This is a genomic window from Lelliottia sp. SL45 (assembly GCF_026672535.1).
Taxonomy (GTDB): domain Bacteria; phylum Pseudomonadota; class Gammaproteobacteria; order Enterobacterales; family Enterobacteriaceae; genus Enterobacter; species Enterobacter nimipressuralis.
In genome coordinates this window covers 3,131,695-3,146,071 of record NZ_JAPPRH010000003.1, presented here as the reverse complement: position 1 = coordinate 3,146,071, position 14,377 = coordinate 3,131,695, and the positions used below count along the sequence as shown (strand labels likewise).

The window sequence follows — 14,377 nt, the reverse complement described above, 5'->3', positions numbered from 1 at the left end:
CGCTTAGCAGAGCGACGAGTCGCTCCGGGAAGCGTAGCGCCACGGGGAATTACTGCTCGTGACGCTTAAACACCAGTTCGCCTTTCCCTGACGCTTCGCCGTCAAAGAAATACCCTTCGCTGTTAAAGTGAGTCAGCTGTTTTGGCTTCGTCAGGCGGTTTTCGATGATGTAGCGGCTCATCAACCCGCGCGCTTTCTTGGCGTAGAAGCTGATCACTTTGAACTTACCGTTCTTCTCATCCAAAAATACCGGCTTGATGATCTCGGCGTTCAGCTTTTTCGGCTTCACGGATTTGTAGTATTCGTCAGATGCCAGGTTGATCACGATGTTATCGCCCTGAGCGCTCAGCGCGTCGTTCAGCTTCTCGGTGATGATATCGCCCCAGAAGTGGTACAGATCTCTGCCTTTGGCGTTTTCCAGACGAATGCCCATCTCCAGGCGGTACGGCTGCATCAGATCCAGTGGGCGCAGCACGCCGTAAAGACCCGAGAGCATACGCAGGTGCTGCTGGGCAAAATCGAAATCGGCTTCGCTGAACGTTTCCGCTTGCAGGCCGGTATACACATCACCTTTAAAGGCGAGGATCGCCTGGCGGGCGTTTTTCGGCGTAAAGTCCGGCTGCCAGTCGTGGAAGCGGGTGGCGTTGAGATCGGCGAGTTTGTCACTGATGCTCATCAGCTTGCCAATCTGCGGGGCGGAAAGTTTGCGCGCCTCGCGGATCAGCTGCTGGGAATGATCCAGCAGTTCGGGCTGGGTATAGCGCTCGGTGGCGAGCGGGCTCTGGTAATCGAGCGTTTTTGCAGGTGAAATCAGAATCAGCATATCCAGTCCTTGCAGGAAATTTAGTGCGACTTTAGCAAAAAAACGGCCTGATTTGATCGATGACTGTTATTGCCGTGGCAAATCATCCCAGCTGCCCGGGGCAATTTGTGACTCGATTTCGGGATAGCGGGTGGCGTCAAACACCGGCCTCACGCCCAGTTTCCGCTGGCGTAGATAATCACTGGCAATCAGCGTCACCACCGGCGACAGCAGCAGAATGGCTGTCAGATTTGTGATTGCCATCAGCGCCATAATCACATCCGCCAGCTGCCAGACCAGCGGCAGGCTCATCATCGAGCCTGTCAACACCATACCGACGAGCGCGACGCGCAGACACCACAGGGTGTTGCGTGAATCGATGCGCAGGAATATCAGGTTATTTTCGGCATAAATGTAATTGGCGACGATGGAGCTGAAGCTGAAGAGAATCACAATCAGCGAGACAAATCCTGCGCCCCAACTGCCTGAGAGATTCACTAGCGCCTGCTGGATGATTTGAATTCCAACGGCATCTGCGGAATGAGGCACCGGCCCTGCCAGCAGCACAATCATCGCGCTGGCTGAACAGATGATAATGGTGTCAGTAAACACACCGATCATCTGCACGATCCCTTGAGCCGCCGGGTGAGGGGGCCATGACGCTGCCGCCGCGGCCGCATTTGGCGTCGAACCCATCCCGGCTTCGTTTGAGAACATACCGCGCTGGAACCCCGCGGTCAGCGCCTGGCTGAGGGTGTATCCCAGTGCGCCAGCGGCGGCTTCTCGCCAGCCAAACGCGGCTTTGAAAATGGTGGCGATCACCCCTGGAACCTGTTCGAGATGCGCGGCGGTGACCACCAGGCTTGCGATCACCCACAGCAGGGCCATGGCCGGAACCAGCCACTGCATCAGGCGTGCGACGCCTTTGATGCCGGTCACGATCACCAGCAGCGTCAGTACCGCCAGGACGACACCCGTTATCCATTCCGGGAAGTCGAAGGCATAGCGCACAGCATGGGCCACGGAGTTAGCCTGAACGGTGTTAAAAATAAGACCGTAGGCGACGAGAAGGAAAAGGGAAAACAGAACGCCCATCCAGCGCATGCCCAAGCCTCGGGCCATGTACCAGGCCGGGCCGCCGCGAAACTGACCATGCTTGTCCCGCTCTTTGTAGAGCTGCGCCAGCGAGCACTCTGCAAAGGAGGTCGCCATTCCGATAATGGCTGTGACCCACATCCAGAACACGGCGCCAGGGCCGCCCGCGCTGATGGCGAGTGCCACACCGGCGAGATTCCCGCTGCCGACGCGTGCCGCAAGACTTGTGCAGAGCGCCTGGAAGGACGTTAATCCGCCGGGCTGGGGGCTGACGCTGTTTTTAAGACTTTTGCCAAACTGGCGAATATAGCGAAACTGAATAAAACCGCTGCGAACGGTAAACCAAATCCCGGCCCCCAGTAACAGATAAATCATTACTGAGCCCCACAGGACTTCATTGATAAACGAGAAATAGTCCGGCATTAACGTCCCTCTTGTTGATGCCACTTTCTTACCCCTCCTGCTTCGGGCCGCCGGTGCGCTGGCTGTGCTCGTTCATCCCAGTTACTGACGTATCACTTCCGGGGATTTGCTCGCCTGCCGCCTGTCTGCAACGCGAATGTTTTAGGGTAAGGTTAGATTGTTGAGTAAGCCTGCTGTTAATTAGCACGCTGTTAATATTCAGAGTTTACCATACTATCCGTAAGCGCACTGTCTGCGGTTGCGCTGTCATTCCGTCGTGTTATCATCATGGCAGACCGGTTACATCCCCCTAACAAGTAAACCTGTCATTTTTCCGCTGCTGGCAGGCTGTCGGTAGCGTGAATTATCCAGGGCACGTTAAAAGAGAAACACTATCATGACGGATAAATTGACCTCCCTTCGTCAGTTCACCACTGTCGTAGCTGACACCGGAGATATCGCGGCAATGAAGTTGTACCAGCCGCAGGATGCCACAACTAACCCTTCTCTGATTCTTAACGCCGCGCAGATCCCTGAGTACCGCAAACTGATCGACGAAGCTGTCACCTGGGCGAAAGGCCAGAGCAACGATCGTGCGCAGCAGGTTGTGGATGCAACTGACAAACTGGCTGTGAACATCGGTCTGGAAATCCTGAAACTGGTTCCGGGTCGTATCTCTACCGAAGTTGACGCGCGTCTGTCCTACGACACCGAAGCGTCTATCGCGAAAGCCAAACACCTGATCAAACTGTATAACGATGCGGGCATCAGCAACGATCGTATCCTGATTAAACTGGCTTCTACCTGGCAGGGCATCCGCGCTGCAGAGCAGCTGGAAAAAGAAGGTATCAACTGTAACCTGACTCTGCTCTTCTCCTTCGCTCAGGCACGTGCTTGTGCAGAAGCGGGCGTGTACCTGATTTCTCCGTTCGTGGGCCGTATTCTGGACTGGTACAAAGCCAACACCGACAAGAAAGAGTACGCAGCATCTGAAGATCCAGGCGTGGTTTCCGTCACTGAAATCTACGAATACTACAAACAGCACGGTTATGAGACTGTCGTGATGGGCGCAAGCTTCCGTAACGTCGGCGAAATCATCGAGCTGGCGGGTTGCGACCGTCTGACCATCGCCCCTGCGCTGCTGAAAGAGCTGGCAGAGAGCGAAGGCGCACTGGAGCGTAAACTGAGCTACACCGGCGAAGTGAAAGCGCGTCCAGAGCGTATCACCGAGTCCGAGTTCCTGTGGCAGCACAACCAGGACCCAATGGCAGTAGACAAACTGGCGGACGGTATCCGTAAGTTTGCTGTTGACCAGGAAAAACTGGAAAAAATGATCGGCGATCTGCTGTAATCATTTTTCATGGCCGGGAGCCTCTCCCGGCCACGTTACTTCTTTCGTCCCCTGTCTGATTTTCCCCTCTGCGTGTATCATTCCCCTTAATCAGTATTGTTATGAAGGGAATGGATATGAATACCTTACGCATCGGCTTAGTGTCGATTTCTGACCGCGCCTCCAGCGGCGTTTATGCCGATAAAGGCATCCCGGCGTTAGAAGAGTGGCTGGCTGCCGCACTGACCACCCCATTTGAAGTGCAAACCCGCTTAATCCCGGATGAACAGCCGATCATCGAGCAAACCCTGTGCGAGCTGGTGGACGAAATGAGCTGCCATCTGGTGCTGACCACCGGCGGTACCGGGCCTGCGCGCCGCGATGTGACGCCGGATGCGACCCTGGCGGTGGCCGACCGCGAGATGCCAGGTTTCGGTGAACAGATGCGCCAGATCAGCCTGCACTTTGTGCCAACGGCGATTCTTTCGCGCCAGGTAGGGGTGATCCGCAAACAGGCATTGATTCTCAATCTGCCGGGCCAGCCGAAGTCGATCAAAGAGACGCTTGAAGGTGTGAAAGCCGAAGACGGGAAAGTGGCGGTGGCCGGGATTTTCGCCAGTGTACCGTATTGTATACAGTTACTGGACGGCCCCTACATTGAGACCGATCCGCAAGTGGTAGCAGCTTTTCGTCCTAAAAGCGCGCGACGCGAAACAATCTCCTGAAATTAGTGTGTTTGTGACATAAGCTACAGCCTCAATGGCGTGGTGATACATTTACGGTATAGTCATTTTTTCTTTACGATTGCTGTAAAATTAAATCAACACTGCCAGTAAAGGTTTGCTATGTCACATTACACCCGGCCTCTGAACCGTCAGGACTACAAAACGCTCACGCTCGCGGCCCTCGGCGGCGCGCTGGAGTTTTACGATTTCATCATCTTCGTCTTCTTTGCCGCCGTCGTGGGCGAACTCTTCTTCCCGGCGGATATCCCGGAATGGCTGCGCCAGGTACAGACCTTCGGCATTTTTGCCGCAGGCTATCTCGCGCGTCCGCTGGGCGGCATCATTATGGCCCACTTTGGCGATCTGGTCGGGCGTAAAAAGATGTTTACCCTCAGCATTTTGCTGATGGCGGTGCCGACGCTGGCCATCGGTCTGCTGCCGACCTATGCCTCAATGGGCATCGTGGCGCCAGTTCTGCTGCTGTTGATGCGCATTTTGCAGGGGGCGGCAATCGGCGGGGAAGTGCCGGGGGCGTGGGTGTTTGTCGCTGAACATGTTCCGGCGCGGCGCATCGGGATTGCCTGCGGAACCTTAACCGCCGGGCTGACCGTCGGGATTCTGCTCGGCTCGGTGGTGGCGACCCTGATCAACACCAGTATGACCACCCAGGCCGTACATGAGTGGGGCTGGCGTATTCCGTTCCTGCTGGGTGGCGCGTTTGGCCTGGTGGCGATGTACCTGCGCCGCTGGTTGCAGGAGACGCCAATTTTCCTCGAAATGCAGCAGCGTAAAGCGCTGGCGCAGGAGCTGCCGGTGAAATCAGTTGTGGTGCGCCATCAGAAAGCGGTGGTGATCTCCATGCTGCTCACCTGGCTGCTGTCTGCCGGGATTGTGGTGGTGATTTTAATGTCGCCGGTCTGGCTGCAAAAACAGTACGGCTTTGCCCCGGCGGTGACGCTGCAGGCCAACAGCATTGCAACCATCATGCTCTGCTTTGGCTGTCTGATTGCCGGTCTGGCGGCTGACCGCTTTGGCGCCAGCCGGACGTTCATCATAGGCAGCCTGCTGCTCGCGGGGTCGAGCTGGGCGTTCTATCATCTGGCGGGCGCACATCCGGAACAGCTGTTCCTGCTCTACGGTGTCGTGGGGCTGTGCGTCGGTGTGGTCGGTGCGGTGCCTTATGTGATGGTCCGCGCCTTCCCGGCAGAAGTGCGCTTCACCGGGATTTCGTTCTCGTACAACGTCTCGTACGCCATTTTCGGCGGCCTGACGCCGATTGCCGTCACGCTGCTGATGGGCGTGTCGCCGATGGCGCCTGCCTGGTACGTGCTGGCGCTGGCGTTGATGGGAATGGGGCTTGGGATCTGGCTTCGCGGTGAGCGCCATCAGCTGATGGCGCACGCGCAGACTAACGAGGGGTAAAACTCAGGATGATGTTGTCATCCGGTATGTGGGTGAAGCTTTTGATCAGCTCGTGATAATCCGCCAGCGGATCCACATCATTGAACAGCGTTGGGTAGAAGCGTTTACTCAACGCTTCAATGGCGATGATGTTATACGGATTATTGTAGAAGTGATGGTACAGCGCGCCGGTTCGGCCCTCCGCGACGGCCGGAATGCTGCTCACGCCCTGGCGCGACACCAGCGCTTTAAACGCGGCGGCGACATCGCTTTCTGGCACGTTGTAGCCAAACGGTATAATCGCCGTTCCTTTCCCCGAGCGTTTTGAACCGGTCATCAGGTAGTAATCCGGGTTCAGGGAGATAATTTTCTCCACCGAGATATTTCCGGTTGCGCCCGGCAGCAGCTGTGAGCCAATGTTCACGCCGCCTGCGGCCTCTACCAGCCCGCCCCAGCCGTTGTGCGCATGGGTAAAGCAACAGCCGTTATCCAGGCCAGCCACTCCGGCGATCGGTTCGATAAACACCAGCGGCTTTTTCTCTGCTGTAGCCAGGCGCTGATGAATTCGATCCAGACGCTGCTGGTAGAAGTCGATGTAGGCCTGCGCGCGCTCCGTCTGACCTAACACCTTGCCTAACAGATCAATACTCGGCAGGGTGTTCTTCACCGGATGCAGTTCGTAATCGACGAAAACCACCGGAATGTGCAGGGCTTCCAGCTGAGTCAGCACGCCGCTTTGCGTCAGCGAAGGTTTCGCGCGTAGCTGGGCGATCATCAGATCCGGATGGCGCGAAATCACCGTCTCCAGATCGACGTTCCCCTGATCCGAGAATTGCATATCAAGGATCTTCTCGGCTTCCGGCCATTTACGCTTCAGCACGTTCCAGGTTTCGGTGTCCTGTTTCTTCGGCAGGTTGTTCCACGCCACGACTTTGGCGAAGGGATCGTCCCGCTCAAGCATCGCCAGCGTCAGGATATCGCGGCCATCCTGCAAAATAATGCGCTGCGGCTCCTTCGGAATGGTGACCGTGCGGTTATCCCTGTCTTTTACGGTCACCGGCCAGTTCTGAGCCATCGCCAGCAGCGGCGAGAGCAGCAGTACCGCGGCGAATATCATCTTCTTCATCGTCTTACTTCCCCGTCTCATGATGCTTGTTATGCGGTTAAACCATCGACCACCACGTGCGGCAGTCCTTGCGAACAATATTCCACCCGGCCCCTCACTCCGTAGACCGTTGCCAGATTTGCGGGGGTGACCACTTCACCCGGAATTCCGCTGGCGACCAGGGCACCCTCTTTGAGCATCACGGCGTATTCGGCGTGGCGCAGGGCGATATTGATGTCGTGGATAACCACCATCGTCACGATGTTACGCAGCCGCGTTTCGCGGGCGACGATATCCATGACGTGAAACTGGTAGTTGAGATCGAGGGCGCTCAGCGGTTCATCTAAAAGCAGGAGATCGGGCTGGCGGATCAGCGACTGCGCAAGGCCAATCAGCTGTTTCTGTCCGCCGGAGAGTTGGTCGAGATAGCTCATTGCCAGATGGGCGACGCCGAGTTTTTGCAGGATATCGAACGCTTCCTGTTCAGCATTGCCGTCGGCGTAAAAACCGCTGGCGCGTCGCGCGACGATCACTGACTCCAGCGCATGCAGATGCACTCCCGCCGGGAGCGACTGCGGCAGATAGACCACCTTCTGTGCCCGCTGGGCGGAAGGTAATGTCATCAGGTCTTCGCCGTTCAGCTCCAGTCTGCCTTGCGCCGGGTTCAGATCGGCCAGTGCCCGCAACAGCGTCGATTTCCCCGAACCGTTTGGCCCAAGCAGCGCGGTAATTTTCCCGCGCGGCAGCAGGGGCGTATTCAGCCCGTCGATGATTTTCTTTTTGCGATAGCCGGTGTGCAGGTCGGTGACGATCAAGCCATCCATTACAGCGTCCCTCGATGGCGAATAATAATGCTCAGGAAGAAAGGCACGCCGACCAGCGAGGTGACGATGCCGACCGGAATGATGACGCCCGGAACGATATTTTTGGAGAGCACCGAGGCGAGGGAGAGCACCAGCGCGCCGATCAGCATACTTCCTGGCAGATAAAAGCGGTGGTCTTCGCCAAACATCATGCGCGAGATATGCGGCGCGACCAGGCCGATAAAGCCGACCGGCCCGACAAAGGCCACCGTCAGCGCCGAAATAATGCTGATGCGCAGGAGCGTCGCCAGCCGCAGTTTGCGCACGTTAATGCCAAAACTGACGGCCCTGTCTTCGCCGAGGCGCAGAGCCGTGAGCTTCCAGGCATTTTTCAGCGACAGGGGAACGACAACCAGCAGCACTACCACCAGAATCGCGAGCTTATCCCACGACGCGCGGGCCAGGCTGCCCATCGTCCAGAACACCAGCCCCTGGAGCGTATCTTCGCTGGCGACAAATTGCAGAATGGAGATCAGCGCGTTAAAGGTGAAGACCAGCGCGATGCCAAACAGCACCACGCCGGAGGTGGCGACGCGCGTCCAGCGGCTGATGCCGTCGAGCACGAAGCAGGCCATTAGCGCAAAGACAAAGGCGTTGGCGGAGATAAACCATTGATCGGGAATACCGGGGATTCCCAGCCCGAGAATAATTGCCAGCGCCGCGCCAAAGGAGGCGGCGGAAGAGACGCCCAGCGTAAACGGGCTGGCGAGGGGGTTGTTCAGGATGGTTTGCATCTCTGCGCCCGCGAGGCCCAGCGCCATGCCAACCACCACCGCCATCAGCGCGAAAGGCAGACGTAAATCCCAGACAATTACCCGTGTGCCCGCGTCGGCGGAGGCGGCATCAAACAGCGTGTGCCACAGGGTTGAGACGGAAATCCCGGAAGGGCCGAGGGTAAAATCGAGCAGCAGCGAGAAGATGATCATGAGCAGGATTACACCCGCAACGATAAAGCGACGCATCACGACTTTTCGGTACTGTGACGCCACCGCTGACCCGTCAGGCTTCACGCTGGCGACAAGAGGGGAACTCATTGGCTTACCTTATGCAACAAAAGCAGAATCGTAGTTTATCCCGAAACGTTCCTGTCCTTAATGCTGCCTGATATCCAATATCCGGGATGCTCCCGGTGACAATATTCGGGATGATAATGCTTATCAATTAAAATGATGTGAATAGCGCAACTTGTTTATCCGCGGTTTCTGTTGTGCGCAAAAATTAACCTTCCAGACGGCGGCAGGTCATGTACGCGCCTGTCACGCAGAGGGCTACCGGCACCAGGAAGCTATGGTCCATGCGGGTGGATTCCATGATCAGCACGATGGCGGTCAGTGGCATTTGCAGGGAGGCCGCGAGAAAACCGGCCGCACCCGTCAGAGCAAAGCTTGCCATATCGGTGCCGGGAAACCAGCGCCCCATCAGGATAAACAGCACTGAACCGAGCAGACCCCCTACGGCGAGTCCCGGCGTCAGTAACCCGCCCTGAGCACCGGCGCGCAGTACCGCCCAGATCACCACCACTTTAAGAGCGAGGATCGCGGTGGCGAGCTGTAGCGTGATAGCGCCGTTGAGGGCAAGCTGCGTCGGGCCTTTGCCATTGCCGGGCAACTGTGGGAACCAGACGGATAACGCGCCGAGGGCCGTAAAGGCGATCAGGCTGAAGACCGGCATTTGCCAGTTACTGCGTACCCTACTGCGTGCGTGCTGCGTCACACGACGAAACAGAAACGCCGCCGCACCAAACAGCGGGCCAGAAAGCGCGCCCCAGAAAACAAGCGAGGTGGCGGCGATTTCGGTGGTGAAATGGTACTGATGCTCATCGCCAAGACCTAATGTGGCGATCCACGCCGCCAGTGCCGAAGTCACTAGCGCGGCGATGGCTTTCTCCCAACTGAAGCTGACCAGTAGCACTTCCAGAGTAAATATGGCCCCGGCCAGAGGAACGTTATAGACCGCCGCCAGCCCGGCTCCGGCACCGCAGGCAATCATCAGCTGGATATCCGCAGAACTCAGGTGTAAACGACGGGCGACGCCGCCGGCAAACAGTGCGCCCACTTCGCGTGGTGCGACTTCGCGGCCAAGCGGCGAACCCATCGCGACGGTGATAATCTGCAGCAGAGCGTTAATGAGCGTCGTGACGGCTGGCATTGGTGTGTCAGGGTTTTTTATCGCCTCGCCAATGCTGATGCGTTTTTTGGCGTAGCGCGCAAGCGACCACCAGCCGATACCCGCTACCAGACCCGCAGAGGTGAGGGCGAGAAAACGTCGCTGTGCGCTGGCATCCGTCACGCCCTCTAAAAATGACTGCGGGCTGATGAGGATGGTCTGGCTGTAGCCGTAAACGAGGTGCTGAACTTCATGCAGCAGCATGGCGAGCAGCATGCCGCCCAGCCCGGCCAGAATCCCGGTGAGGAGTAGCGCGGCCCAGCGTTGCAGCCAGTCAGTACGAGACGGATCGTTAGCCATCATAGCGAGCGTCTTGATAAAAAGAGGGAGCCACAGTGTCCCATAAAGCGCATGAACGAGGTATCAATCAGAAGAATTAAGGCTGGAGATTCGTGCCCGCGAGGCGGGCACGAAGGGGGATTAGTGTTTTTCACCAATCGGCAGAACGGTGCGACCAAACTGCTCGTTCAGCACTTCACCCATTGCCAGGTAAATTGCGCTTGCGCCACAGACCAGACCTACCCAGCCAGCAACGTGAACGATGCTTTCGTTTTCCGCCAGATGGCCAATCGCCAGCAGGGCGAACAGCACGGTCAGGCTCAGGAAGACGAACTGCAGAACGCGGTTAGCAACCAGCGTACCGAAGAACATGAACAGGGTGAACACGCCCCACAGACCCAGGTATACGCCCAGGAAGTGGCCGTTTGATGCATCAAAGCCCATTTGCGGCATAACCAGAATGGCGACCAGCGTCAGCCAGAAAGAACCGTAAGAGGTGAATGCGGTTAAACCGAAGGTGTTGCCTTTTTTATACTCCAGCAGGCCCGCGAAGATTTGCGCGATACCGCCGTAAAAAATGCCCATCGCCAGGATAACATTGTCCATCGGGAATAAGCCGATGTTATGCAGGTTCAGCAGAATAGTGGTCATGCCGAAACCCATCAGGCCCAGCGGAGCCGGATTAGCCAACTTAGTGTTGCCCATAAGTCCTCAAAAAATCATCATTAGTATGGTGAAATGGTTTTACCACGCCCACTCTCCCAGGCGTGGCGCGGCATAATAATCACCGCGACCCTCGGCGTCTATGATCTGAGCAGGGTGAAATTAAAAAATTTTTTATCCTTCCCCCTTGATGGATGCCGTTACGACCCCATCTTGTAGTCAACCGCAGTGAGTGAAGCTGAAAAAAATCAAATCTGGGCAGTTGAAACCGCACGTTTCGCCCTTATTACAGATTCACAACCACATGATGAACAAATTTTTAGTGGAGACGTTTAGATGGGTAAAATTATTGGTATCGACCTGGGTACTACCAACTCTTGTGTAGCGATTATGGACGGCACTACTGCACGTGTGCTGGAGAACGCCGAGGGCGATCGCACCACGCCTTCTATCATTGCTTATACCCAGGATGGTGAAACTCTGGTTGGCCAGCCGGCTAAACGTCAGGCCGTGACTAACCCGCAAAACACTCTGTTTGCGATTAAACGCCTGATTGGCCGCCGCTTCCAGGATGAAGAAGTTCAGCGTGATGAAGCCATCATGCCGTACAAAATTATCGGTGCTGACAACGGTGATGCATGGATCGACGTGAAGGGCCAGAAAATGGCACCGCCGCAGATCTCTGCTGAAGTGCTGAAGAAAATGAAGAAAACGGCTGAAGATTACCTGGGTGAACCGGTAACTGAAGCGGTTATCACTGTACCTGCTTACTTCAACGATGCTCAGCGTCAAGCAACCAAAGATGCCGGTCGTATCGCAGGTCTGGAAGTCAAACGTATCATCAACGAACCAACCGCAGCTGCACTGGCTTACGGTCTGGATAAAGAAGTTGGCAACCGTACTATCGCGGTTTACGACCTCGGTGGTGGTACTTTCGATATCTCTATTATCGAAATCGACGAAGTTGACGGCGAAAAAACCTTCGAAGTTCTGGCAACCAACGGTGATACCCACCTGGGTGGTGAAGACTTCGACAGCCGTATGATCAACTACCTCGTTGACGAATTTAAGAAAGATCAGGGCATTGACCTGCGTAACGATCCGCTGGCCATGCAGCGCCTGAAAGAAGCCGCAGAAAAAGCCAAAATTGAGCTGTCTTCTGCGCAGCAGACCGACGTGAACCTGCCGTACATCACTGCAGATGCGTCTGGTCCAAAACACATGAACATCAAAGTGACTCGCGCGAAACTGGAAAGCCTGGTCGAAGACCTGGTCAACCGTTCCATCGAGCCGCTGAAAGTTGCTCTGCAGGATGCTGGTCTGTCTGTCTCTGACATTCAGGACGTTATCCTGGTTGGTGGTCAGACTCGTATGCCAATGGTTCAGAAGAAAGTTGCTGAATTCTTTGGTAAAGAGCCGCGTAAAGACGTTAACCCGGACGAAGCTGTGGCAATCGGTGCAGCGGTTCAGGGCGGCGTACTGACCGGCGAAGTGAAAGATGTTCTGCTGCTGGACGTTACCCCGCTGTCGCTGGGTATCGAAACCATGGGCGGCGTGATGACTGCGCTGATCAGCAAAAATACCACTATCCCGACCAAGCACAGCCAGGTGTTCTCTACCGCTGAAGACAACCAGTCTGCGGTAACCATCCATGTGCTGCAGGGTGAGCGTAAACGTGCTGCGGATAACAAAGATCTGGGCCAGTTTAACCTCGACGGTATCAGCCCGGCACCGCGCGGTATGCCACAGATCGAAGTCACCTTCGACATCGATGCTGACGGTATCCTGCACGTTTCCGCGAAAGACAAAAACAGCGGTAAAGAGCAGAAGATCACCATCAAGGCTTCTTCTGGTCTGAACGAAGAAGAGATCGAAAAAATGGTTCGTGAAGCAGAAGCAAATGCTGAATCTGACCGTAAATTCGAAGAGCTGGTTCAGACCCGTAACCAGGGTGACCATCTGCTGCACAGCACTCGTAAGCAGGTTGAAGAAGCAGGCGAACAGCTGCCAGCTGATGACAAAACCGCTATCGAAGCTGCACTGAGCGCGCTGGAAACTTCCCTGAAAGGCGAAGACAAAGCGGACATCGAAGCGAAAATGCAGGAGCTGGCGCAGGCGTCCCAGAAGCTGATGGAAATTGCTCAGCAACAGCACGCACAGCAGCAGGCTGGCGCTGAAGCTGGTGCTTCCGCGAACAACGCGAAAGACGACGACGTTGTCGACGCTGAGTTCGAAGAAGTAAAAGACAAAAAATAATCGCCCTGATGCAGGGTAATTAATCGGCACGGGCGTAGAGGTTTCCTCTCCGCCCGTGCTCGCATGTTAAGGGGCTGAAAAAACCAATGGCAAAGCAAGACTACTACGAGATTTTAGGCGTTCCGAAAACTGCGGAAGAGCGTGAAATCAAAAAGGCGTACAAGCGCCTGGCCATGAAATTTCACCCGGACCGTAACCAGGGTGACAAAGAGGCCGAAGCCAAATTTAAAGAGATCAAAGAAGCGTATGAAATCCTGACCGACGCTCAGAAACGTGCAGCCTACGATCAGTACGGTCATGCGGCGTTTGAACAAGGCGGCATGGGCGGCGGCGGATACGGCGGTGGCTTTGGTGGCGGTGGTGCTGATTTCGGCGACATCTTTGGCGATGTTTTCGGTGATATCTTCGGCGGTGGCCGTGGTCGTCAGCGCGCAGCGCGCGGCGCGGATCTGCGCTACAACATGGATCTGACGCTGGAAGAGGCCGTACGCGGTGTCACGAAAGAGATTCGCATTCCGACGCTGGAAGAGTGTGATATCTGCCACGGCAGCGGCGCGAAAGCGGGTACCAAGCCGCAGACCTGTCCAACCTGTCACGGCTCCGGTCAGGTACAGATTCGCCAGGGCTTCTTCGCGGTGCAGCAGGCCTGTCCGCACTGTCATGGTCGCGGTACGCTGATTAAAGATCCGTGCAACAAATGTCACGGTCACGGTCGCGTTGAGAAGACCAAAACCCTCTCCGTCAAAATTCCGGCAGGGGTGGATACGGGCGATCGTATTCGTCTGTCCGGTGAAGGCGAAGCAGGCGAGCACGGCGCACCCGCAGGCGATCTGTACGTTCAGGTTCAGGTGAAGCAGCACGCCATCTTTGAGCGTGAAGGCAACAACCTGTACTGTGAAGTGCCGATCAACTTCGCGATGGCGGCGCTGGGCGGCGAAATCGAAGTGCCTACGCTCGACGGGCGCGTGAACCTGAAGGTTCCGGGCGAAACCCAGACTGGCAAGCTGTTCCGCATGCGCGGCAAAGGCGTGAAATCCGTTCGCGGCGGTGCGCAGGGTGACCTGCTGTGTCGCGTGGTCGTCGAAACGCCGGTCGGTCTGAACGACAAACAGAAACAGCTGTTGAAAGAGTTGCAGGAAAGCTTCGGCGGTCCAACGGGCGAGAATAACAGCCCGCGTTCCAAAAGCTTCTTCGATGGCGTGAAAAAATTCTTCGATGATTTGACCCGCTAATCCCTTAGCGAGTATGAATTTTTCAAAGCCCGGAAGCGATTCCGGGCTTTTTCTTTTT

The 14,377-nt window shown here is 56.2% G+C and carries 12 protein-coding genes; 5 read left to right on the top strand and 7 right to left on the bottom strand.

Features of this window, described 5'->3' with window-relative positions; translation table 11 throughout:
• Window positions 1-49: 49 nt before the first annotated feature.
• Window positions 50-823 (bottom strand): peroxide stress protein YaaA, encoded by a 774-nt coding sequence (gene yaaA, locus OVA10_RS21225; RefSeq protein WP_268196749.1) that lies wholly within the window; start codon window positions 821-823, stop codon window positions 50-52.
• Between the two features lie 66 nt (window positions 824-889).
• On the bottom strand, window positions 890-2,320 hold the full coding sequence (locus OVA10_RS21220) for an alanine/glycine:cation symporter family protein (protein WP_100777706.1): 1,431 nt from the start codon (window positions 2,318-2,320) through the stop codon (window positions 890-892).
• Between the two features lie 376 nt (window positions 2,321-2,696).
• Between OVA10_RS21220 and tal the strand changes: the two genes are divergently transcribed.
• From tal to OVA10_RS21205, 3 genes are all read left to right on the top strand, one after another.
• Window positions 2,697-3,650, top strand: coding sequence for a transaldolase (gene tal / locus OVA10_RS21215; RefSeq protein ID WP_100777705.1), 954 nt, complete (start codon window positions 2,697-2,699; stop codon window positions 3,648-3,650).
• Between the two features lie 116 nt (window positions 3,651-3,766).
• Complete coding sequence (mog, locus tag OVA10_RS21210) at window positions 3,767-4,354, top strand: molybdopterin adenylyltransferase (RefSeq protein ID WP_248859636.1); 588 nt, start codon at window positions 3,767-3,769, stop codon at window positions 4,352-4,354.
• Window positions 4,355-4,474: 120 nt separating this feature from the next.
• A complete protein-coding gene (locus OVA10_RS21205) occupies window positions 4,475-5,776 on the top strand; it encodes an MFS transporter (RefSeq protein WP_268196748.1) in 1,302 nt (433 codons plus the stop codon).
• Here the strand turns inward: OVA10_RS21205 and OVA10_RS21200 are convergent.
• The 5 genes from OVA10_RS21200 to satP form a co-directional block, all read right to left on the bottom strand.
• Window positions 5,763-6,881, bottom strand: coding sequence for an ABC transporter substrate-binding protein (locus OVA10_RS21200; RefSeq protein WP_268196747.1), 1,119 nt, complete (start codon window positions 6,879-6,881; stop codon window positions 5,763-5,765). The two genes, OVA10_RS21205 and OVA10_RS21200, sit on opposite strands and share 14 nt — an antisense overlap.
• Window positions 6,882-6,910: 29 nt before the next feature.
• Entirely contained in the window at window positions 6,911-7,684 is a 774-nt protein-coding gene (locus OVA10_RS21195) for an ABC transporter ATP-binding protein (RefSeq protein WP_268196746.1), read from the bottom strand.
• On the bottom strand, window positions 7,684-8,685 hold the full coding sequence (locus OVA10_RS21190) for a FecCD family ABC transporter permease (RefSeq protein WP_369804796.1): 1,002 nt from the start codon (window positions 8,683-8,685) through the stop codon (window positions 7,684-7,686). Before OVA10_RS21190 ends, OVA10_RS21195 begins: the two co-directional genes overlap by 1 nt.
• A 256-nt stretch (window positions 8,686-8,941) precedes the next feature.
• On the bottom strand, window positions 8,942-10,192 hold the full coding sequence (locus OVA10_RS21185) for a chloride channel protein (RefSeq protein WP_268196745.1): 1,251 nt from the start codon (window positions 10,190-10,192) through the stop codon (window positions 8,942-8,944).
• Between the two features lie 117 nt (window positions 10,193-10,309).
• Entirely contained in the window at window positions 10,310-10,873 is a 564-nt protein-coding gene (gene satP, locus OVA10_RS21180) for an acetate uptake transporter (protein ID WP_100777698.1), read from the bottom strand.
• Between the two features lie 294 nt (window positions 10,874-11,167).
• On the opposite strand from satP, the gene dnaK reads away from it, so the two are divergent.
• Together dnaK and dnaJ are read left to right on the top strand one after the other, a co-directional pair.
• Window positions 11,168-13,087, top strand: a complete 1,920-nt coding sequence (gene dnaK, locus OVA10_RS21175) for a molecular chaperone DnaK (RefSeq protein WP_107702285.1) — start codon at window positions 11,168-11,170, stop codon at window positions 13,085-13,087.
• Between the two features lie 86 nt (window positions 13,088-13,173).
• Complete coding sequence (dnaJ, locus tag OVA10_RS21170; protein WP_102104565.1) at window positions 13,174-14,319, top strand: molecular chaperone DnaJ; 1,146 nt, start codon at window positions 13,174-13,176, stop codon at window positions 14,317-14,319.
• The last annotated feature ends 58 nt before the right edge of the window (window positions 14,320-14,377 follow it).